The following is a 20,878-nucleotide window of genomic DNA, read 5'->3' on the forward strand; positions in this document are numbered from 1 at the left end:
GGCCGCCCGCGTGCCCGCCGCCGCGCGCGAGGCGGCCCGCGGGCCCGCCGCCGCCCGCGAGGCGGAGCGGATCGCGCGCGGTCTCGACGACCCCGCGCTGCTCGCCTTCGCGCTCAACGGCCGCTTCATGCAGCGCTTCGAACGAACCGGCCTGGCGCCGCACCGCGACGCGATCGGCGCCGAGCTGATCGAGCTGTCACGCCGCCACGGCCTCGCCTCCTACGAGCTGCTCGGACAGCTCGTCCGCCTGCAGGCGCGCGGCGCGCTCGGCGACTTCCCCGGCGCCGACCGCCACGCCGCCGCCGTCGACCGTCTCGCCGCGCGCCACGAGCGGCCGCTGGCCGGCGTCTTCACCGCCTGGTACCGGGCGCTGCGGCTCGCCGCGACCGGTGCGCCGACGGCCGCGGTCGAGGCGGCGTACCGGGCGGCCGCCGCGCGCCTCGACGGCGCCGGCATGCCGGGGCTCGAGCGCGGCCTGCTGCCGTTGGCGCTGCTGTCGCTGCGGCTGCGCGACGGCGCGCCCGCACCGACCGATCCCCAGCTCGACTGGGGACCGTACGAGCCGTGGACCGGCCCGCTCGTGCTGTTGGCGCAGGGGCGCGAGGAGGAGGCCGCGGAAGCGCTGCGCGCGGCCCCCGAACCGCCGCGCGACCTGCTGTCCGAGGCGCTGTGGTGCCTCGTCGCACGCGCCGCGATCGCCGTCGGCGACCGCGCGACGATGACGCGCGCGCAGGAGCGGCTGGCACCCGCGGCCGGCGAGCTGGCCGGCGCCGGCAGCGGCCTGCTGACGCTCGGCCCGGTCGCGCGGCAGCTCGACGCGCTGGCGGCCGCGCTCGCGCGCTGAGCGGCTCGCCCGCGATGGGCGCCGTCGCGCTGAGCTGCCGCCCGCTCAGCCGCGTTGCGTCGGCGCCGACTCGGCAGCGCCGACGTCGAACCGCTGGCGTCCCACGACCGACAGCAGCCGCAGCCGGTCGTGGTCCTCGCTGCCCGGCGTGGCGGTGTAGACGAGCAGCCGCTGCGCCTCGTTCTCGGCGACCAGCACCTGGCAGTCGACCTCGATCACGCCGATCGTCGGGTGCACGATTCGCTTGCGCCGCGGCGCGACGCACTCCGACACCTCGTGCTCCGCCCACAGCGCGGCGAACTCAGGACTCGCGGCCAAGAGCTCCGCGACGATCGCCGCGACGGTGTCGTCGGCGGGATCCCTCGCGAGCGCCGTGCGCAGCCCCGCGACGAGCGTGCGACCGTGGTGGTCGTGATAGTCGGCGGTGTAGGCGTCGCGCTCGACCGGCTCGGCGAACCAGCGGTAGGCGAAGAAGCGTCGCGAGCCGGTGTGGAGGCTGTGGTCGCCGAGCAGCGCGACGCCCAGCTCGTTCTGCGCCAGCGTCTCGCCGATGTCGGAGATCACGAGCGCCGGCGTGTCGAGCCGGTCGAGCACGCGCATCAGCGCGGGGCTGACGTGGCTGGTGCGGTGGATGCGCGACGGCGGCGTGTGACCGGCGAGGCGGAAGAGGTGGTCGCGCTCGTCGAGCGAGAGGCGCAGGCCGCGCGCCAGCGAGGCGAGCATCTGCTCGGACGGCTGCGGGCCGCGTCGCTGCTCCAGCCGCGTCAGGTAGTCGGTCGACATGCTCGCGAGCGCCGCGACCTCCTCGCGGCGCAGGCCGGCGGTGCGGCGGCGCGGTCCGGCGACGAGGCCGACGTCCTCGGGGCGCAGCGCCTCGCGACGGCGGCGCAGGAAGTCGGCGAGCTGATCACGGTCCATGCCTCCAGTATGCAAACCCCGCGCCGGCACAGACAGGGATCGCCGATCCCTGGATCGACGCGACCCTTTCGAGCGGCGCGCGCCGCGGCCACATTGGCGCTCATGACCACCCAGCGCATCGCACTCATCACCGGCGCCAACCGCGGCCTCGGCCGCAGCACCGCCCTCAACCTCGCCGGCAAGGGCATCGACGTGATCGCCACCTATCGCGGCAACGGCGAGGAGGCGGCGGAGGTCGTCGCCGCCGTCGAGCAGCTCGGCCGCACGGCGGTCGCGCTCCAGCTCGACGTCGGCGACCACGGCTCCTTCGACGCCTTCGCTGAGCAGGTCGAGACGGCGCTGCGAGAGCGCTGGGGCCGCGACAGCTTCGACGTGCTCGTCAACAACGCCGGCGCCTCCTACGGCGCGCTGCTGAGCGAGACGACCGAGGCCGGCTTCGACGAGATCTTCGACGTCCACGTCAAGGGCGTCTTCTTCCTCACCCAGCGGCTGCTGCCGCTGCTCGCCGACGGTGGCGACGTGGTCAACATCTCGACCGGGCTGACCCGCTTCAGCTTCCCCGGCTACTCCGCCTACGCCGCCGCGAAGGGCGCGGTCGAGGTGCTGACGAGAGTGCTGGCGCTGGAGCTGGGCGGGCGCGGCATCACCGTCAACGCGATCGCGCCCGGGGCGGTCGCGACCGACTTCGGCGATGGCCACATCCGCAAGGACGCCGAGCTGCAGAAGGCGATCGAGGCGCAGACCGCCTTCGGCCGCGTCGGCGAGCCCGACGACGTCGGCGGCGCGATCGCGGCGCTGGTGACGAGCAGCAGCCGCTGGGTCACCGGTCAGCGGATCGAGGTCTCCGGCGGCATGCGGCTGTGAACGGACTCGCCCCGCGCCGCCGCGCCTGATAGACAGCCGCAGACGGCCGGCCGCGCACGCGGCCGGCGCACGCACGGCAGGGAGGCAAGTGGCATGGCGCAGGCGAGCAAGGTCGTGGTCGTGGGCGGCGGGATCGGCGGGCTGACGGTCGCGCTCGCGCTCAAGCGCGGCGGCGTCGAGGTCGAGGTGCACGAGAAGTACGACCATCTCCAGAGCCGCGCGACCGGCTTCACGATCTGGTCGTACGCGATCAAGCACCTGCTCGACCTCGGCGTCGACCCGGACACGCTCGCGCGGCTGGGCTCGGCGATCGAGTTCACCGAGATCCGCTCGCGCCACGGGCGGCTGATCGAGTCGCTGCCCGTCGGCGAGGTGTCGCGCAGACTGGGCGCACCGACCTACGACATCCAGCGCCACGGGCTGCAGGAGGCGCTGATCGAGGCGCTCGGCGCCGAGCACGTGAAGATGGGCTCGGAGGTCGTCGGGATCGAGCAGGACGCCGACTCCGCGACGGTCGTGCTGAAGGACGGCAGCCGGGCGAGCGGCGACCTCGTGATCGGCGCCGACGGCGCCCACTCGACGCTGCGCGACCTCGTCGCCGGCAGACACCTGGAGCTGCACTACTCCGGCTTCTCCGGCTGGGGCGCGCTGATCCCCTTCACGCACGAGCTGCTGCCGGCGCAGCACCACGTCGAGATCTGGGAGAAGGGCTCCAAGGGCGGCGTCGCCGACGTCGGCGGCGGTCGCGCGCGCTGGTACGTGATGCACAGAGCGCCGGCCGGCGGCACGAGCGTCGACAAGCAGGAGATCCTCGCCCACATCGACGGCTGGTACGAGCTGCTGGCCGCGGCTGTGGAGCAGACGCCGGAGGACGGGATCGTGCGGACCGAGGCGTGGGACCTCGCGCCGATCGACAGCTGGATCGACGGCCGCGTCGTCCTGCTCGGCGACGCCGCGCACGCGACGACGCCGTTCGCGGCGATGGGCGCCTGCATGGCGATCGAGGACGCCGACGCGCTCGGCAGACTGCTGCTCTCGCAGTCCTACGAGACGGCCTTCCCGGCCTTCGAGAAGGAGCGCAAGGAGCGCGCCGAGGCGGTCGTCAAGCACGGCAGAACGATGGGCCGCGTCTCACAGCTGCAGAGCACGGTCGCGCTGTGGCTGCGCGACGAGTTCCTCGCGCACGTGCCGCCGCCGAAGCTGGCGGAGATCGCGGAGGAGATGGCCTCCGGCAGATGAGCGCGCCCGAGCACGAGATCGAAGAGGAGGGGTCGGCCGGCTACGAGCGGGTCGTCGCCTTCTCCGACGGCGTCTTCGCGATCGCGATCACGCTGCTCGTGCTCGGACTCGACGTGCCCGACCTGCCGGAGTCGCGCGCCCCCGACGAGCTGGCGGGGGCGCTGCGCGACCTGGGGCCGCAGGTCGCCTCGTACTTCATCGGCTTCGCCGTGATCGGCGCCTTCTGGCTCGGCCACCACCGCTTCTTCGAGCAGCTGCGGCGCTTCGACTCGACGCTGCTGCTGCTCAACCTCGCCTTCCTCGCGTTCATCTCGCTGATGCCGTTCACGACCGGCGTCTTCGGCCGCTATGGCGAGGTCGAGGCGGCGGTCATCCTGTACGCCGCCAACGTCGTCGCGGCGAGCGGCTTCGACACGGCGATGCTGTGGATCGCGCTGCGGCGCGAGCTGCTGCCGCCGGCCGCGCTCGCGCATCCGGGACTGATGCTGCTCTCCAACGTGCTGCCGGCGCTCGTCTTCCTCTGCTCGATCCCGGTCGCCTTCGTCGACCCGGGGATCGCGCCGTACGTCTGGATCGCGCTCTTCGTCGTCAGCCCGCTGCTGGTGCGGACGATCTCCCGGCGGGTCGAAGCGGATGGCTGAGCAGTCGCCGGCCGCCGCGCCGCCGCCCGCGCTCGTCCCCTGCGATGCGTTCGCGCCGCTGGAGACCGAGCGGCTGCTGCTCCGCGTCGTGTGCGAGGACGACCTCGACGCCGTCGCGGCCTACCAGTCGCGCGCCGACGTCGCCAGGCACCTGCCGTTCGGGCCGCGCGACCGTGCCGAGCTGGCCGAGCTGCTGCCGGCGCGGGCGGCGAGAACGCGGCTGCGCGAGGACGGCGACGCGGTGCAGCTGTCGCTCGCGCGGCGTGAGGACGAGCAGGTGATCGGCGAGCTGTACGTCGCAATCGCGTCGGTCGCATGGGCCTGCGTCGAGGTCGGCTGGATGGTCCATCCCGACCACGGCGGCAGCGGCTACGCGACCGAGGGCGCGCGGGCGCTGCTGGCGTTCGTCTTCGAGACGCTGCACGCGCACCGCGCGATCGCGCGGCTGGATCCGGCCAACGCCGCCTCGGTCCGGCTCTGCGAGCGGTTGGGAATGCGGCGCGAGGCCCACCTCGTCGAGGAGATCTGGGTCAAGGGCCGCTGGCAGGACTCCGCGATCCACGCGCTGCTGGCGCGGGAGTGGGCGGCGCGCGGAGCGGCCCAGCGCGATTGACGCCGGGCCGCCGGGTTCAGGCGCGGATCACCAGGTGCAGGTGCTCTGGTTGATGTTGTTGCGCCAGAAGTAGCCGCTCGCTCTGCCGTTGCCGTGACCGAGGTAGTAGTCCCCGGAGAAGCCCTCGATCCGGAAGCCGGCGCCGGTGCCGAGGATGTACAGGATCGACGATCCCTCCCACGGAGCGGATAGCACGTAGTAGCTCACCGCGACGTTGCAGACCTGCCCGATCAGGGAGGGCGTGCGCTGTCAAGGCAATTGAGTCGCACATGGCGCGTGAACTCACCGAATTGCGTCAGCTCGTCAGGGCACTGACGCCGGCCGTCACAGGATGGCGGCCTGCCAGCGGCCGTCGGCTCTCGCGCGCTCGATCTCGGCGAAGCCCGCCGGCCGCATCCGCCCGGCGGCGATCAGCTCCAGCGCGCGGTCGGCGTTGATGCGCGACCACGGGCTGCGGCGGCGGCGCGGCGAGTAGCGCTGGAGGAAGCAGTCGTCGTCGAGCGAGCGGCGCAGGCCGTCGATCCAGCCGAAGCAGAGGGCGGCCTCGGTCCCCTCCCAGGCGTTCACCGACGCTCTGCCCGACGCCTTCTTGGCGATCCGCAGCCAGACCTCGTCGCGCTCGCCGTGGTGGACTTCGAGCCACGCCTCGAACGCCGCCATGTCGACGCAGTCGACCCACTCGACCTGCTCGTGCTTGACCATGCCGCTCAGGCTATGGGCGATTGAGGACTGAGACGGTCCTGATTACAACGGGCCCTGCAGGCCGCCGACGCACGCGTCCGGGACGTACAGGCAGAGCGTCGGCTTCAGCGGCTCGAAGCGCGCCCGCGCGCCGTCGACGGTGACGGTGAAGCGGTCGCCGACGCGGCCGCCGACGGCGATCCGCACGCCCGCGACGTCGACCTGCTCGCCGACCGTGACGAGGCTGTCGAGCGACTCGGGGGTGTTCGGCGCCGGCGACGCGCGCAGCTGATCGCCCCAGCAGCCGACGGCCTCCTCGTCGGGGTCGCAGGCGGCCGGCCGCTGGTCGATCGCGTGGACGACGACGCCCTCGCCAGGGAGCGGGTCGAACGGCCGCTGGACGCGCACCTCGAGCGTCAGGAAGGCACGCGCGTCGGCCGTCGGGACGATCACGACCTGCAGCCCGTCGCCGTCGAGCGGCCCGACCGAGTAGGTCGCCGACGGGCGGTCGTGGACGGTCGTCGCGGTGTCCGGCACCCAGCCGGCCGCGATCCGGTTGAAGGCCTGCGTCGCCTTCGGCGTGAACGTGCCGGCGCCGGGGTCGTCCCAGCCGCCGGTGCCCCACAGCCGCTCGTAGCCCATCACGTCGAGCGGGTCGTCGTACTCCACGCCGACCTCCGCGCCCTCGCGCTCGATCCGCAGGCGGCCGGTGAAGGAGTGCGGCCAGCCGAGCGTGTGCCCCAGCTCGTGCACGACGGTCGAGATGTGCGCGTCGGCGCCGAACAGCTGACCGGGGCCGAGCCAGGCGATCCGCTCGTTGCCGGGCAGCACCGTCGGCTGGCCGGCGCAGGGGTCGAGCCGCGTGGCGTCGCCGAGGCAGGCGTCGGCGCCGGCCGAGATCCGGTCGAGCTGCTGCACGATCAGCGCGCCGTCGCGGCCGGCGCTCGCCCTCGCCGCCTCGCTCGCGCAGGCGGAGAGGTCGTCGCCGTCGAGCGCGCCGCGGGCGCGGAAGCGCTGCTCGTAGCGGCCATTGGAGAGCCACGCGTAGAACGGCGCGACCCGTTCCTCCAGCACCTCCGCCGCGGCCGCCGCGTCGCCGCCAGCGACGGCACCGCAGGTCCAGACGTCCCAGCGGTCGGCGCCGAGCGAGTGCAGCCGCAGCGCGTCGGCGGCCAGCACGAGCGGCTCGTCGGAGCGCAGCAGCACCGTGCGCGAGTCGGTCGCGTCGAGCGTGCGGTCGCGGCGGTCGAGCAGCGCGATCCGCAGCTGGACGGCGTCGCGGCTGCGCAGACCGCGCCAGCGCAGCGTGAGGCGGCGGTCGCCGCGCACCCGCGCGCCGTCATCGTCGCCGGCCGCGCGCCAGCGGCCGCGCGTCCGCTCCTGCACGAGCACGCGCGCGCCGCGCGGCGCGTCGCGCACGGTGACGGCGAGCAGCGGCCGCGCCTGGGCCGCGGCGGTCGCGGGGAGCCGTGCGGAGAGGGTCGGACGCGGGGTGGCGACCTTCGCGCTCGTCGCGCCGACCTGCGCCCGCGCCGCGCTCACGCCCGCGACCGCGAGCAGGCAGCCGGCGGCGAGCGCCAGCGAGACCAGCAGGTGCGCCATCCGTGGCCGCATGCGGGCAGCGTACCGGCCGCGGCGAGCGGCGCCACCGCCGCCTGGACGCGGCGCCGTTCACAGCTCGGCGGCGGCGCGCGCGGCGCGGATCGGTAGCTTGAGAGGTGCGACCGCATGACCCTCGTCAAGGCCCTCCCCAGACCAGCCACCCCCGACGCGCTCTACGACGCCTTCACGGCGTGGACCGAGGAGCGCGGCCTGAGCCTCTACGCGCACCAGGAGGAGGCGGCGATCGAGCTGTTCAGCGGCAACAACGTCGTGCTCGCCACGCCGACCGGCTCGGGCAAGTCGATGGTCGCGATCGCCGCCCACTTCGCCGCGCTCGCCGACGACCGCGTCACCTTCTACACGGCGCCGATCAAGGCGCTCGTGTCAGAGAAGTTCTTCGCCCTCTGCGAGACCTTCGGCGCCGAGAACGTCGGCATGCTGACCGGCGACGCCTCCGTCAACGCCGACGCGCCGATCATCTGCTGCACGGCCGAGGTGCTGGCCAACATCGCGCTGCGTGAGGGCGCCGGCGCCGACGTCGGCCAGGTCGTGATGGACGAGTTCCACTACTACGCCGACGGCCAGCGCGGCTGGGCGTGGCAGGTGCCGCTGCTGATGCTGCCGCAGGCGCAGTTCCTGCTGATGTCGGCGACGCTCGGCGACATCACCGCGATCGCGAGAGACCTGACGCGCCGCACCGGTCGCGAGACCGCGCTGATCGACGACGCCGAGCGGCCGGTCCCGCTCACCTACGCGTGGTCGGTCGAGCCGCTGCACGAGCTGCTGGAGCAGCTCGTCGAGGAGGACCGCGCGCCGATCTACGTCGTCCACTTCACGCAGGCCTCAGCGATGGAGCGGGCGCAGTCGCTGCTGTCGGCGAAGCTCTGCACGCGCGAGGAGCGCGACGCGATCGCCGAGGCGATCGGCGCCTTCCGCTTCACCGCCGGCTTCGGCAGAACGCTCTCCAAGCTCGTGCGCGGCGGGATCGGCGTCCACCACGCCGGCATGCTGCCGCGCTACCGCCGCCTCGTCGAGCAGCTCGCGCAGAGCGGCCTGCTGAAGGTGATCTGCGGCACCGACACGCTCGGCGTCGGCATCAACGTGCCGATCCGCACCGTCGTCTTCACCGCGCTGGCGAAGTTCGACGGCACGCGCCAGCGGCTGCTGAAGGCGCGCGAGTTCCACCAGATCGCCGGCCGCGCCGGACGCGCCGGCTTCGACACCGCCGGCTACGTCGTCGTGCAGGCGCCCGAGCACGTGATCGAGCGCACGCGCGCGCTCGCGAAGGCCGGCGACGACCCGAAGAAGCGCCGCAAGGTGCAGGCCGGAAGAGCGCCGGAGGGCGCCGTCGGCTGGACCGAGGAGACCTTCGAGCGGCTCAAGACAGCGGTCCCCGAGGCGCTCGTCTCACGTATGCGCGTCGACCACGCGATGATCCTCAACGTCGTCAACCAGCCGGCCGACCCGGTCGCGACGATGCGCGCGCTGATGGAGGACAACCACGAGGACGAGCGCGGCCGCACGCGCCTCGCGGAGCAGGCGCGCGCGCTCGGCGACGAGCTGGTCAACGCCGGCGTGCTCGAGTGGCTCGCGGAGCCCGACTCCGACGGCCGCACGCTGCGGCTCGCCGTCGAGCTGCAGGAGAACTTCGCGCTCAACCAGCCGCTGGCGTCGTTCGCGCTCGGCGCCTTCGAGCTGCTGAACCCGGAGGCCGAGACGTACGCGCTCGACGTCCTCTCGGTCGTCGAGGCGATCCTCGACGATCCCTTCCCGGTGCTGATGGCGCAGGCGAAGAAGGAGCGCGGCGAGGCGGTCGCCGAGATGAAGGAGCAGGGGATCGAGTACGAGGAGCGGATGGAGCTGCTCGAACAGGTCACCTATCCGAAGCCGCTCGCCGAGCCGCTGGAGGAGGCGCTGCGGACCTTCCGCGAGACGCACCCGTGGGTGCGCGAGTCCGACCTCTCGCCGAAGTCGGTCGTGCGCGACATGCACGAGTGGGGGCGCAGCTTCACCGAGTTCGTCTCCCACTACGGGCTGGCGCGCTCGGAAGGGGTCGTGCTGCGCTACCTCAGCAGCGCCTTCCGCGCGCTGCGCCAGACGGTCCCCGAGCAGGTCCGCACCGACGAGCTGAGCGACATCATCGAATGGCTCGGCGAGACGATCCGCCAGACCGATTCGAGCCTGCTCGACGAGTGGGAGGCGCTGACCGACCCGGAGTCGGTCACGCGCGCCTCCGAGGCGATCGCCAACGGCGCCCCGCCGCCGCCGGCGCGGCCGATCACCGCCAACGCGCGCATCTTCACGACGATGGTCCGCAACGCGCTGTTCCAGAAGGTCAAGCTGGCCGCGCGCGACGACGCCGAGGCGCTCGCGCAGCTCGACGCCGCCGCGGCCGCGCTGACCGACCCGCCCGGCAAGGTGACGATGCGGCTGCCGGCCTGGGAGGACGCGCTCGACGCCTACTGGGAGGAATACGAGGAGGTCGGCACCGGCCCGCAGGCGCGCTCGCCGGAGCTGCTGACGATCGACCGCACCCCGCCCGGCGACGGCCGCCGCTGGATCGTGCGCCAGACGGTCGACGACCCCGCCGACCACCGCGACGTCGCGATCGTCGCGGAGGTCGACCTCGACGCCTCCGACCACGCCGGCGAGCCGGTGATCCGCACGCTGTCGTTCGGGACCGACGGCTGAGCGCCGCTCAGCCGGTGCGGCGGAAGACGACCTTCGCCGCGGTCGTCACGCAGCGGTGGTCGCCTCTTCTGCCGACCTGAGCGCATCTGCCCTTCTTGCCGGTGAACTCGAGCGTGAGCCGGTCCTTGACGGCGAGCGCGAACAGCCGTCTGGCGCCGTTGCGGAGCGTCAGCTTGCCGTAGTCCTTGTTGGAGGGGCTGAGGTCGGCGATCTCGTCGGGGTCGTCGGGCTCGGGGCAGCCCGCCAGCAGCGCGTCGGCCCCGAACGGCGCGGTCAGCGTCAACCCCTGGCCGTACGCCGACAGGGAGGCGTCGACGGTCGTCTGCTTCGGGCCGCACGTCTGCCGCACGGTCGTGTCGGGTTTCGCCTCTCTGCACGGGCCGTACTCGCCTCTGTCGCATGGAACGCACGGCTGCGCCTCGGGACTGGTGTGGCCGGTGTAGTCGATCGTGCGCGTGACCGTGCCGCGCGTTCTGCGCGTGTCGGCTCCGAGCAGCGCGCCGCTGAGCCGGTCGAGGTCGATGACGCCGCTGAACTCGGCCGCGTTCTGCTCGACGACGCCGCCGCCCTTCGTCCACGACTCGCATCTCTTCGGGTAGCCCTTGTCGTGCTCGGTCCAGATGTATCTCGTTCTGATCGAGACGACGGTGTAGGAGAACTCCGCGGCTGACGCGGGCGCCGCGGCAAGCGCCCCGAGCAGCAGCGCGGCGACGACGGCCGCCCACGGGAATCGAATGCTCATGGCGCCGGAGGATCGGCGCGGCGGGGAGCGGCGCGCAAGCGGGGGAACCCGCGTATGACTCCAGGAACCCGGCGCGCTGCCGATCAGCCGGAATGGACCCGACCCCCGTTCCGAGGAGCCCCGAAACCGTGCCGACCTGGTTGCGTCAGCCCGCCGTGCTTGTCGTCCTCGCGCTTGCCGCGCTGTCGCTGCCGCCCGCGGTGGCGCAGGCCGCCGCTCCGCCGGCGTGGCAGCAGACCGGCCCGCTGACCGCCGCGCGTGTCGGCGGGACGGTCGTCGCGCTCCCGGACGGGCGGGTGCTCGTCGCGGGCGGCTACCCCAACAACCCGGGCAACACGCACGCGAGCGCCGAGCTGTACGACCCCGCGACCGGCAGCTGGACGGCGACTGGGTCGATGGCGGCGCCCCGCTACGACGGGCGCGGCGTCCTGTTGAAGGACGGGCGCGTGCTCGTGGCGGGCGGCCGCACGACAAGCACGGCCCCGCTCGCGAGCGCCGAGCTGTACGACCCGGTCACGGGCACGTGGAGCGCGGCCGCGCCGATGTCGGTCGCGCGCTACGGCCACAGTGCGACGCTGCTGAGCGACGGCTCCGTGCTGGTTGCGGGCGGCTGGGCCGACACGGCGCCGCCGACTGTCCACGCGACGGCAGAGCGCTACGACCCGGCGACCGGTGCGTGGGCGCCCGCCGGCTCGCTGCCCTCCCCGCACGCGAGCCACGCCGCGACGGCGCTGCCCGACGGCAGCGTGATCGTGAGCGGCGGCAGCGCCTCCGAGTTCACCCGCACCGCCGACGTCGCGCGCTACTCGCCGGCAACCGGCCTGTGGACGGCGTTCGCGCCGCTGCCGCGGCCACGTGGCGAGCACACGGCGCTCCTGCTCGACGACGGTGCGCTGCTGGTCGTCGGCGGGCAGGGGCCGGGCGGAGCGGACGGCGCGCTGCTGCGGCTCGATCCGGGCACCGGCAGCTGGAACCAGCTGCCGCTCGCGACCCTCTTCGGCATCACTCCCGCGGCCCGGCAGCTGGCGAGCGGTGCGGTGCTGGTCGTCAACGGCAGCTTCGCGACGCTGTTCGATCCGCGCTCGGGCCAGCTGGCTGCGGCGGGCACGCCGCCGCTGAACGGCTCGGTGGGGTCGCTGGTCGGCCTGTCGGATGGCGACATCCTGCTCGTCAGCGGCGCATATCTCGGGCAGGTGGCGGCCCGTTTCACCCCGCGCGCGACCGTCGCCGTCGCGCCGGTCGACGCCGGCGAGCAGACGACCGGCCGCCGCGGAACGCTCATCAGCGTGCCGGTGACAGTCACCGGCGACGTGCCGATCTTCCCGCGCGCGACCACGCTGGAGGGCGTCGGCGCCGCCGACTTCGAGATCGTCTCCGACAGCTGCGACGGCGCCGCGCTGGAGCGCGGCGGCAGCTGCTTCGTCGGCCTCCGCTTCAGTCCGCGCGCGGACGGAGCGCGCAGTGCGTCGCTGGTGCTGTCGGCCGGCGAGCTGGCGGGCGGCCGCAAGGTCGTCGCGCTCAGCGGGACGGGCGTTGCGGCAGCGGTCACGCCGCCGCCGGCCGCGCCGATCATCCCGCCGGGCGCTCCGCCGGCCGCAGTGGTTCCAAGACAGGTCGCGAGAAGAGCGACCGAACCGCGGCTGCGCTGCGGCGCGCGGCGCGGCAGAACGGTGGTCTGCAGCGGGCTTCCGCACAGGCTCGGCAGCGGCAAGGCGCGCCTCTCGCGCAACGGGATCGTGCACGCGACCGGCACGCTGAAGAACGGCCGCCTGACGCTGACGGTGCGCAGACGCCTGTACGACCGCCGTTACACGCTCGTCGTCGGCGGCCGCAGAGCGATCAAGGTCGTGCTCGACTGAGTCCGGGAGCCCGCTCCGGCGCGCCGCCGGGCCGGGCAGCCGGCCTCGCCCGCCGCCGCCTGCTTTGCTCTGCGGCAGAGGGATGCGAGCGAACGCGATCAGAGGTGCCGGCGGTGACGCCGCGGCGGCGGCCTTCGTCGGCCGCGACGAGGAGCTGACGCTGCTCGATGCGGCGCTCTCCGACGTGACCGGCGGCGGCGCGCGCTGCGTCGTGATCGAGGGCGCGGCGGGGATCGGGAAGACGGCGCTCCTGCGCCGCTTCCTGAGCGAGGTCGCAACGGCGCGCACGGCGCTCGCGACGGCCGAGGCGGCGGAGGAGCTGGTCGACTACGCGCTCGCCGACCAGCTGCTGCGCGCGCTCGGCGTCGAGCGGCCGGGCGTGCTCGCGCGCGACGGCGGCGCACCCGACCTCGCGGCGGTCGGGCTGCGGCTGCTGGAGGCGCTCGCCGAGCGCGCTGGGAGCGGCCCGCTGGCGATCGCGGTCGACGACGCGCACTGGGCCGACGCGGCCTCGCTGCGGGCGCTGCTGTTCGCCGTTCGGCGCGTGGTCGAGGAGGCGGTGCTGGTCGTGCTCGTCGTGCGCGAGGGGATGGCCGAGCGGCTCCCGGCGGGCTTCCTCAAGCTCGACCGGGTCGGCCGGCTGCCGCTGTCGGGGCTCACGCGCGAGCAGGTCGGTGAGCTGGCGACCGCGGCGGGCGAGGCGCTGTCGGGGCGCGGCGCGCGGCGTCTGCAGGAGCACACGCGCGGCAACCCGCTGTACGTCCGCGCGCTGCTCGGAGCGGTCCCGGCGGCGGCATGGGAAGAGGTCGAGCTGCCGCAGCCGGCGCCGGAGCTGTTCGCGCGCGGCGTGCAGCGGCGGCTGGCGGAGGCGTCGCCGGGCGCGCGCGACCTGATCGACGCGGCAGCGGTGCTCGGGGCGCGCAGCGAGCTGCCGGCAGCCGCCGCGGTCGGCGGCGTCGAGGATCCGCTGCGAGCGCTGGAGGAGGCGGCACGGCTCGGCCTGCTGCGCGCCGCGCCGGAGACGTCGCCCGCTTCGCAGCCGCGCACGATCGCCTTCGACCACCCGCTGACGCGCGCCGCCATCTACCACGACCTCGGCCCGGCGCGGCGCGCCGACCTGCATGCCGCCGCCGCGACGGCGGTCGAGCACCCCGGCGTCGCGCTGCGCCACCGAGCCGCCGCAGAGGTCGGGCCGGCGCCGGCGCTGGTGGCCGAGCTGGAGGCGTTCGCCGCCACTGAGCTGGGGCGGACCGCCCGCGAGTCGGCGGCGGAGAGCCTGGCCGCGGCCGCGCGGCTGAGCGGCGGCGCCGAGCGCGAGCGGCTGGAGGTGCAGGCGGCCGACGCGCTGCTGAGCGCCGGGCGGGTCTCGGCGGCACGCGCGCGGCTCGCCGGGCGGGACGAGGCCGGCGCCGACGCGCGGCTGCTGTGCGTGCTCGCGCACATGGCGCTGCTGGAGTCACGGCTCGACGACGCGGAGCGGCTGCTGACGCTGGCGTGGGCGCGCGAGGACGCCGACGCGACCGTGCGCCACCTGACGGCCGAGCGCTTCGCCGCGCACGCGCTCGGCCGCCTGCGGCCCGACGACGCGATCGTGTGGGCGGGTCGCAGCGCCGACGCGGCGCCGCGTGAGGGCGGCACCGAGCTGGCGGCGATGTGGCCGGCCGTGTTCGGGCTCGCGATGAAGAGCGAGCTGCGGGAGGCGCGCACGCTGCTCGACGGGATCATCGAGCGCGGCGGCGACCTTGCCGAGCGCGACGTCGGCCTGCGCGCGATGCGCGGCATGCTGCGGCTGGCCGTCGACGACGTCGCCGGCGCGCTGGAGGACCTGCGGGCCGTCGCCGCCCTCGTGCAGCGGCTGGGAGCCGAGACGTTGGAGGTGATGGTCCGCACCTGGCTCGCCCGCGCGGAGCTGGCCGCGGGGTCGTGGGAGACCGCCGCGGCCCACGCCGATCGCGCGCTCTCGATCGCCGTCGCCGGCGACATCGTCCACGTGCGCGCCGACGCGCACGTCACGGCGTTGACGATCGCGCTCGTGCGCGGCGAGCTGGATGCGGCGGAGCAGCACGCGAGCGCCATGCGCGAGGACACGACGACCGAGTCCGCGCTCGTGCGCAGCGCCGGCTGCGAGGCGCTGCTGGCGACGGCGCGCGCGGAACCGCGGCAGGTGCTGGCGGCGTTGGCACCGCTCGTCGCCGCCGGCCTCTACGAGCGCGCGGCGCTGCTCGCCGACCTGCAGCTGCCGCTGCTCGAAGCCGACGCGCTGGTGCGGCTGGAGCGATTCGACGAAGCCGACGCCGTGCTGCTGGCGCACGAGCCGCGCGCGGCCGGGCAGGGGCTGCGCTCGTACGCCGTGCGGTTGGCGCGGGCGCGCGGGCGACTGGAGGCGGCGCGCGGCCGGCGCGCCGCCGCCGAGCGCGCCTTCGCGCGGGCGCTCGACGACGCGAGCGCGCTGGAGCAGCCGTTCGAGCTGGCGCTCGCGCAGCTCGCGCACGGCCAGTTCCTGCGCCGGCAAGGCCAGCGCCTCCAGGCGGTCGCGTTGCTGGAGCAGGCGCGCGACGGCCTCGCCGCGCTGGGCGCGATGCCGGCGCTGGAGCAGTGCGAGCGCGAGCTGGCGGCCAGCGGGCTGGAGCCGGCCAGACGCGCCGCGATGGACCGCTCGGCGCTGACCGGCCGCGAGCGCGCGGTCGCCCAGCTCGCCGCGCGCGGGCTGACGAACCGCGAGATCGCGGCGGAGCTGATGGTGAGCGTGAAGACGATCGAGGCGCACCTCTCGCACGTCTTCGCGAAGCTCGGCATCGGCTCGCGCGCGGAGCTCGCCGCGCGGCTCGCCGGCGCCTGAGGCGCCGCACGCGAACGCCGAACCGCGCGCCGCCTCTGCGCGGGCCGCCTCTGCGCGGGCCGCCGCCTGCGCGGGCGGCCGCCTGCGCAGGCGGCCTCCCGCACCCCTTGGAACCGCTTGCTTGACAAAAACATCAGACCATAAATACGATCTGATCTATGACTGCTCTCGACACCTTCGACGTGGTGCTGCCGCAGCGCGTCGTGGTCGGCGCCGGTGCGACCGCGCGCCTGCCGCAGCTGGCGCAGCGGCTCGGCCTGCGGCGCCTGCTCGTCGTCACCGACCCGGGGCTGCGCGAGCACCCCGCCGTGCACGCGGTCGTCGCGGGCCTCGAAGCCGCGGGGCTGGCGGCGGCCATCTTCGACGCGGTCCAGGTCGACCCGACCGTCGGCAACGTCGCGGACGGGGTCGACGCGCTGCGCGCGCACGCGGCCGACGGCATCGTCGCGGTCGGCGGCGGCAGCCCGATCGACGCCGCCAAGGGGATCGCGGCGCTGGCGCTCGACGACCAGCCGCGCGACCTGATCGCGCTCGCCGGCTTCGACAACGTCGGCGGCCGCGCGCTCCCGCTGATCGCCGTGCCGACGACCGCCGGCTCCGGCAGCGAGGTCACGCGCGCCGCTGTGATCGCCGACCCCGCGCGGCAGATCAAGGTCCCGCTCTACGACGACGCGCTGCTGCCGGCGGTCGCGCTCGTCGACCCGCTGCACACGCTCACGATGCCGCCGCGGCTGACCGCCGAGGTCGGGATCGACGCGCTCGTCCACGCCGTCGAGGCGATGACCTCGAAGGTCGCGAGCCCGGTCACCGACCAGTTCGCGCTCGAAGCGGCGCGGCTGATCGGCCCCAGCCTCGCGCGCGTCTACGCACAGCCCGACGACGAGGCGGCGCGCGCCGCGATGGCCTTCGGCGCGACGCTCGCCGGCGCCGCGATCAGCAACGCGACGATCGCGCTCGTGCACGGCATGGCACGCCCGCTCGGCGCGCACTTCCACGTGCCGCACGGCGCCGCGACCGGGATCCTGCTGGCGCCCGTCGTCCGCTTCGGCCTCGGCGCAGCGCCCGAGCGCTACGCCGCGATCGCGCGCGCGGCCGGGGCTGCCGGGAGCGAAGATCCCGACGGCGAGGCCGGCGAGCTGCTGGTCGCCTGGCTCGACGCGCTCACCGCGCAGATCGGCATCCCGCGCCTGAGCGGATACGGGATCGCGCCCGATGCGTTCGAGGCCGCGCTGGGCCCGATGGCCGACGCCGCGCTCGCCAGCAACGGCCCCGAGTTCAACTGCCGCGAGGCCGACCGCGAGCAGATCGTCGCGCTCTACCGGGAGGCGTGGTGAGCACGCCCGAACGGATCGTGATCGTCGGCGGCGGGCCGGCCGGGCAGCGCTGCGCGCTCGCGCTGCGCAGACTCGGCCACGCCGGCGCGATCGACCTGCTCGGCGACGAGCCGACTGCTCCCTACGACCGCACGCTGCTGTCGAAGGACGCGCTCAGAGGTGAGCATGAGCCCGAGCCGGTCCCGCTCGCGTCCGCCCAGGCGTACGCCGAGGCCGGCGTCGCCGTTCACGTGGGCGTGCGCGCGACGGGGCTCGACGCCGACGCCCGCACCGTCGCGCTCGACAACGGCCGCGCGCTCCCCTACGACCGGCTCGTGATCGCCACCGGCGGCCGCCCGTCGCTGCCGCCGGCGCTGCGCTGCGACGGCGTGCTGACCGTGCGGACCGCGGCCGACGTCGCGCCGCTGCGCGACGCGCTCGTGCGCGCCCGCCATCTCGTCGTGATCGGCGGCGGCTTCATCGGCGGCGAGATCGCCAGCGCGGCGGTCGCGCTCGCGGCGCCCGTCACGCTCGTTGAGGCGGCCGAGCAGCCGCTCGCGCCGGTGCTGGGCGGCGCCGTCGCCGAGCGCGTGACCGCCCTCCACCGCGCCGCCGGCGTCGAGGTCCGCTGCGGCACCGCGGTGAGCGCGGTCCGCCGTGAGCGCGACGGCTTCCGCGTCGACCTCGCCGACGGCGGCGAGCTGCGCGCCGACGCGGTCGTCGCCGGCGTCGGGATGGCGCCGGCGGTCGACTGGCTCGCCGACAGCCCGCTGACGCTCGACGACGGGATCGTGACCGACGAGCACTGCCGCACCGCGCTCACCGACGTGCTCGCGGCCGGCGACTGCGCGCGCTGGCACAACCCCCGCTACGGCCGCTCGATGCGGATCGAGCACTGGGACACCGCCGCGCGCCATGGCGAGGCCGCCGCCGCGAACGCGCTCGGGATCGACACGCCGTTCGCGCCGCTGCCGTTCTTCTGGTCCGAGCAGCACGGCGTCGTCGTCCGCTACGCCGGCCATGCGCCGGAGTGGGACGCGGTCGAGCTCGACGGCGAGGGCCCGCACGAGTGGGTCGCCCGCTACCTGCACGACGGCCGCCTCGTCGCGGCCTGCGTGGCCGGCCGGCCACGCGACTTCGCGGCGGCCCGCCGCGAGCTGGATCAGCTGACGAAGGAGCACGCACCGACATGACGATCGAAGCGATCGTCGACGCCGACCTCTGCATCGGCGCCGGCAACTGCGTCCACCTCGCGCCCGGCGGGTTCGAGCTGGACGACGACGGCATCGCCGTGCCGCTGGCCGGCGCCGCCGCCGACGAGCAGCGCCTGCGGCTCGCCGCGCGCTCGTGCCCCACCGGCGCGATCGCCCTGCGCGAGACGACGACCACCCCCTGAGCCCACGACGAGCGAGAGAGAAGAGATGTCAGCCACAGCCGAGGGACCGCCGCAGACGGTGCGCGAGCCCCTCTCCGACCTGCTGATCGTCGACACCGACGTGCACGTCCACGAGTCGCCGGGAGCGCTCGCGCCCTACTGCGACATGCCGTGGAAGGTGGCGCTGGAGCACATCAGAGACGCCGCCGAGAGCTACCTCGACATCCCGGGCTTCTCGCCCGGCGTCTCGGCCGGCGACTACCAGGCGAAGTTCCCGACGACCCACGACGCGGGGCGGACCGTCTGGACGCCCGACCAGATGCGCGCGGAGATCGACAAGCTCCACGTCGACATCGGCGTGCTCTTCCCCGACCACCTGCTGAAGCTGCCGGTGCTGACGCAGACCGACTACGCCAGCGCGCTCGCGCGGGCCTACAACGCCTGGCTCGTCGACACCTGGACCTCGACCGAGCGGAAGCTGCTCGGCTGCATCGTCGCCTGCCCGCACGACCCGCGCGACGCCGCGCGCGAGATCGAGAAGTACGCCGACCACCCGGAGATCGTCGGCGTCTACCTGCCGTGCGCGGGCCTCGACCCGCTCTGGGGCCATCGCATGTACGACCCGATCTGGGAGGCGGCCGAGGCGGCCGACCTGCCGGTGCTGCTGCACAGCGTCACCGTCACCCACCCGGTCTTCCCGTTCAACAACCACGGCTTCGACAACGAGCTGGCGCGCCACACCTGCAGCCACACCTTCTCGATCATGGCCAACGTCGTCGACATGATCACGACCGGCGTCCCGATCCGCTATCCGAAGCTGCGGATCGCCGTCGCCGAGGCCGGCGTCTCGTTCATGCCGTTCATCATGAGCCGGCTCGACAAGGAGTACCTCGAACGGCGCCGCGAGTGCCCGTTCCTGGAGGAGCGGCCGAGCCACTACCTGAAGGACTGGTGGGTCGCGACGCAGCCGATCGAGGAGCCCGAGGACATGGGCGACGTCGCGAAGATGATCGAGCTGATGGACGGCTGGGACCGCGTCATGTTCGCGACCGACTGGCCCCACCACGACTTCGACCACCCGATGAAGCTCGACCAGATCCCGATGACCGACCAGCAGCGTCGCCAGCTGTTCGGTGAGAACGCGCTCGAGCTGTTCAACATCGACGCGCAGGGCCGCCGCCTCAAGCTGCGCGGGAGCGTGGCCTGATGGCGCCGGGAGAGGAGCGCGACATCGGCGCCGCCGAGCAGTTCCCGGACGGCTCGCGCACGGTCGTCGACGTTGCCGGGCGGCAGGTCGGCGTCTTCAACGTCGGCGGCGAGCTGCACGCGCTGCCGAACGTCTGCCCGCACCAGACCGGCCCGCTGTGCGAGGTCGCGAGGCTGACCGGCACCTTCCGCCAGGCGGCTGACGGCGACTGGAGAAAGGAGTGGGTCCACGACGGCGAGATCGTCGCCTGCCCGTGGCACGGCCTCGAGTTCCACGTGCCGACGGGCAGATGCCTCGCCTACCCGCACATCCAGCTGCGCCGCTACAGCGTGCGCGTCGCGGAGGGCCGGGTGCTGCTGAGCGTCGGCGGCCGGCGCGCGGCGGCCGCGGGCGCGGCATGAGCGCTGCGCCGCGGCCGGCGCAGCTGGGCGTCCCGCTGCTGCGCGGCGGGAGCGGGACGCCGGTCGACGGGCGGCTTGCCGTCGTTGAGGACGAGGAGGCGTACGCCGTCGTGATCGACGACGACGTGGAGGACTGGCTCGTGCGCTTCGGAAAGGACCCGGAGTTTCCCGCACGGGCCTGGGCGGACAACATGGCGGGCGTGCTGAACGCTCGCCGTGAGGGGGTTGCGCCATGACCCTCGTCGCGCAGCTCGCGGCCGCGACCGTGATCGACCTGGAGCAGCCGCGCCGCATGGGCGATCCGATCGCGCCGGTCCACGCGCCGGGGCTCGTCTTCGGCCTGCACCGCCGTCACGAGCCCGGTCTCGGCAGACGCACGAGCGCGTCGGGGCTGATCTGCACGCCCGAGCACGCCGGCACCCACATCGACGCGCTCTCCCACCAGGCCGAGGACCTCTGCATGCACGGCGGCGTCCGCGTCGACGCCGAGGTGCAGACCTCGACCGGCTTCACCGTCCACGGCGTCGAGACGCTGCCGCCGCTGCTGCGGCCGGGTGTGCTGCTCGACCTGCCGGCGTTGCGCGGTGGCCCGCTGCCGCCCGACGAGCTGATCTCCGTCGAGGAGCTGCAGGCGGCCGCGGCGGCGTCGCCGACGCCAGTCGCGCCCGGCTCGATCGTGCTCGTGCGGACCGGCTACGGCGCCCACTGGGACGACCCGCAGCTGTACCTGCGCGCGCCCGGCATCGCGCGCGAGGGGTCGGAGTGGCTGGCGGCCGAGGGGGTCGCGGCGGTCGGCGCCGACAACGTCGTGTGGGACGCGCTCGAGCGCTGGGACGAGGTGACCGAGTCGATCCTGCCCGGCCACGTCGTGCTGCTCGTGCGCGCCGGGATCCCGATCGTCGAGAACCTCCAGCTCGAAGCGCTCGCACGCGCCGCGCCGGCCGCATTCACCGTCGTCGTGCTGCCGCTGAAGTACGTCGGCGGCACTGGATCGCCGGTGCGGCCGATCGCGATCGTGCCATCCGGCGGTGCGCCGTAGGCTGTCGGGC

General features: G+C 74.5%; 19 protein-coding genes and 1 pseudogene. 15 read left to right on the forward strand and 5 right to left on the reverse strand.

Annotation, left to right across the window (positions count from 1 at the left end; translation table 11 throughout):
* A pseudogene (locus tag R7226_RS21365) lies at positions 1-844 on the forward strand (SARP family transcriptional regulator); the annotation flags it as partial.
* Positions 845-889: 45 nt separating this feature from the next.
* Here the strand turns inward: R7226_RS21365 and R7226_RS21370 are convergent.
* Positions 890-1,762 carry a helix-turn-helix transcriptional regulator gene (locus tag R7226_RS21370; RefSeq protein WP_318599345.1) on the reverse strand — a complete coding sequence of 291 codons (873 nt, stop codon included), beginning with the start codon at positions 1,760-1,762 and terminating at the stop codon, positions 890-892.
* A gap of 102 nt (positions 1,763-1,864) precedes the next feature.
* Between R7226_RS21370 and R7226_RS21375 the strand changes: the two genes are divergently transcribed.
* The 4 genes from R7226_RS21375 to R7226_RS21390 all read left to right on the forward strand — a co-directional run bounded on the left by R7226_RS21375 (position 1,865) and on the right by R7226_RS21390 (position 5,119).
* A complete protein-coding gene (locus R7226_RS21375; protein ID WP_318599346.1) occupies positions 1,865-2,626 on the forward strand; it encodes an SDR family NAD(P)-dependent oxidoreductase in 762 nt (253 codons plus the stop codon).
* Between the two features lie 93 nt (positions 2,627-2,719).
* A complete protein-coding gene (locus tag R7226_RS21380) occupies positions 2,720-3,865 on the forward strand; it encodes an FAD-dependent monooxygenase (protein WP_318599347.1) in 1,146 nt (381 codons plus the stop codon).
* Positions 3,862-4,506 (forward strand): TMEM175 family protein, encoded by a 645-nt coding sequence (locus R7226_RS21385; protein ID WP_318599348.1) that lies wholly within the window; start codon positions 3,862-3,864, stop codon positions 4,504-4,506. The genes R7226_RS21380 and R7226_RS21385 overlap by 4 nt, the downstream gene beginning before the upstream one ends.
* Entirely contained in the window at positions 4,499-5,119 is a 621-nt protein-coding gene (locus R7226_RS21390; RefSeq protein ID WP_318599349.1) for a GNAT family N-acetyltransferase, read from the forward strand. The genes R7226_RS21385 and R7226_RS21390 overlap by 8 nt, the downstream gene beginning before the upstream one ends.
* A 27-nt stretch (positions 5,120-5,146) precedes the next feature.
* On the opposite strand, the gene R7226_RS21395 is transcribed toward R7226_RS21390, so the two are convergent.
* From R7226_RS21395 to R7226_RS21405, 3 genes are all read right to left on the reverse strand, one after another.
* On the reverse strand, positions 5,147-5,326 hold the full coding sequence (locus R7226_RS21395) for a hypothetical protein (protein ID WP_318599350.1): 180 nt from the start codon (positions 5,324-5,326) through the stop codon (positions 5,147-5,149).
* 117 nt (positions 5,327-5,443) lie between these two features.
* Positions 5,444-5,821: a YdeI/OmpD-associated family protein gene (locus R7226_RS21400; RefSeq protein ID WP_318599351.1), complete on the reverse strand. Its 378-nt coding sequence runs from the start codon at positions 5,819-5,821 to the stop codon at positions 5,444-5,446.
* Positions 5,822-5,863: 42 nt separating this feature from the next.
* Positions 5,864-7,414 carry a metallopeptidase domain-containing protein gene (locus tag R7226_RS21405; protein WP_318599352.1) on the reverse strand — a complete coding sequence of 517 codons (1,551 nt, stop codon included), beginning with the start codon at positions 7,412-7,414 and terminating at the stop codon, positions 5,864-5,866.
* 114 nt (positions 7,415-7,528) lie between these two features.
* Here R7226_RS21405 and R7226_RS21410 point away from each other — a divergent pair, with 114 nt between their 5' ends.
* Positions 7,529-10,093 carry a DEAD/DEAH box helicase gene (locus R7226_RS21410; protein ID WP_318599353.1) on the forward strand — a complete coding sequence of 855 codons (2,565 nt, stop codon included), beginning with the start codon at positions 7,529-7,531 and terminating at the stop codon, positions 10,091-10,093.
* A 7-nt stretch (positions 10,094-10,100) separates the two neighbouring features.
* Here the strand turns inward: R7226_RS21410 and R7226_RS21415 are convergent, their stop codons facing one another.
* Positions 10,101-10,835 carry a hypothetical protein gene (locus tag R7226_RS21415; protein WP_318599354.1) on the reverse strand — a complete coding sequence of 245 codons (735 nt, stop codon included), beginning with the start codon at positions 10,833-10,835 and terminating at the stop codon, positions 10,101-10,103.
* Between the two features lie 128 nt (positions 10,836-10,963).
* On the opposite strand from R7226_RS21415, the gene R7226_RS21420 reads away from it, so the two are divergent.
* From R7226_RS21420 to R7226_RS21460, 9 genes are all read left to right on the forward strand, one after another.
* Entirely contained in the window at positions 10,964-12,694 is a 1,731-nt protein-coding gene (locus R7226_RS21420; RefSeq protein WP_318599355.1) for a Kelch repeat-containing protein, read from the forward strand.
* An 82-nt stretch (positions 12,695-12,776) separates the two neighbouring features.
* Positions 12,777-15,533, forward strand: a complete 2,757-nt coding sequence (locus tag R7226_RS21425; protein ID WP_318599356.1) for a helix-turn-helix transcriptional regulator — start codon at positions 12,777-12,779, stop codon at positions 15,531-15,533.
* A gap of 158 nt (positions 15,534-15,691) precedes the next feature.
* Positions 15,692-16,867 carry an iron-containing alcohol dehydrogenase gene (locus R7226_RS21430; protein WP_318599357.1) on the forward strand — a complete coding sequence of 392 codons (1,176 nt, stop codon included), beginning with the start codon at positions 15,692-15,694 and terminating at the stop codon, positions 16,865-16,867.
* A complete protein-coding gene (locus tag R7226_RS21435; protein WP_318599358.1) occupies positions 16,864-18,039 on the forward strand; it encodes an NAD(P)/FAD-dependent oxidoreductase in 1,176 nt (391 codons plus the stop codon). The genes R7226_RS21430 and R7226_RS21435 overlap by 4 nt, the downstream gene beginning before the upstream one ends.
* Positions 18,036-18,242 carry a ferredoxin gene (locus R7226_RS21440; RefSeq protein WP_318599359.1) on the forward strand — a complete coding sequence of 69 codons (207 nt, stop codon included), beginning with the start codon at positions 18,036-18,038 and terminating at the stop codon, positions 18,240-18,242. Before R7226_RS21435 ends, R7226_RS21440 begins: the two co-directional genes overlap by 4 nt.
* A gap of 25 nt (positions 18,243-18,267) precedes the next feature.
* Positions 18,268-19,428 carry an amidohydrolase family protein gene (locus R7226_RS21445; RefSeq protein WP_318599360.1) on the forward strand — a complete coding sequence of 387 codons (1,161 nt, stop codon included), beginning with the start codon at positions 18,268-18,270 and terminating at the stop codon, positions 19,426-19,428.
* A complete protein-coding gene (locus tag R7226_RS21450; RefSeq protein ID WP_318599361.1) occupies positions 19,428-19,829 on the forward strand; it encodes a Rieske (2Fe-2S) protein in 402 nt (133 codons plus the stop codon). Before R7226_RS21445 ends, R7226_RS21450 begins: the two co-directional genes overlap by 1 nt.
* Positions 19,826-20,065, forward strand: coding sequence for a hypothetical protein (locus R7226_RS21455; protein ID WP_318599362.1), 240 nt, complete (start codon positions 19,826-19,828; stop codon positions 20,063-20,065). The genes R7226_RS21450 and R7226_RS21455 overlap by 4 nt, the downstream gene beginning before the upstream one ends.
* Positions 20,062-20,868, forward strand: a complete 807-nt coding sequence (locus R7226_RS21460; RefSeq protein ID WP_318599363.1) for a cyclase family protein — start codon at positions 20,062-20,064, stop codon at positions 20,866-20,868. Before R7226_RS21455 ends, R7226_RS21460 begins: the two co-directional genes overlap by 4 nt.
* The last annotated feature ends 10 nt before the right edge of the window (positions 20,869-20,878 follow it).

It is taken from the genome of Conexibacter stalactiti (assembly GCF_033542075.1).
Lineage (GTDB): Bacteria > Actinomycetota > Thermoleophilia > Solirubrobacterales > Solirubrobacteraceae > Conexibacter > Conexibacter stalactiti.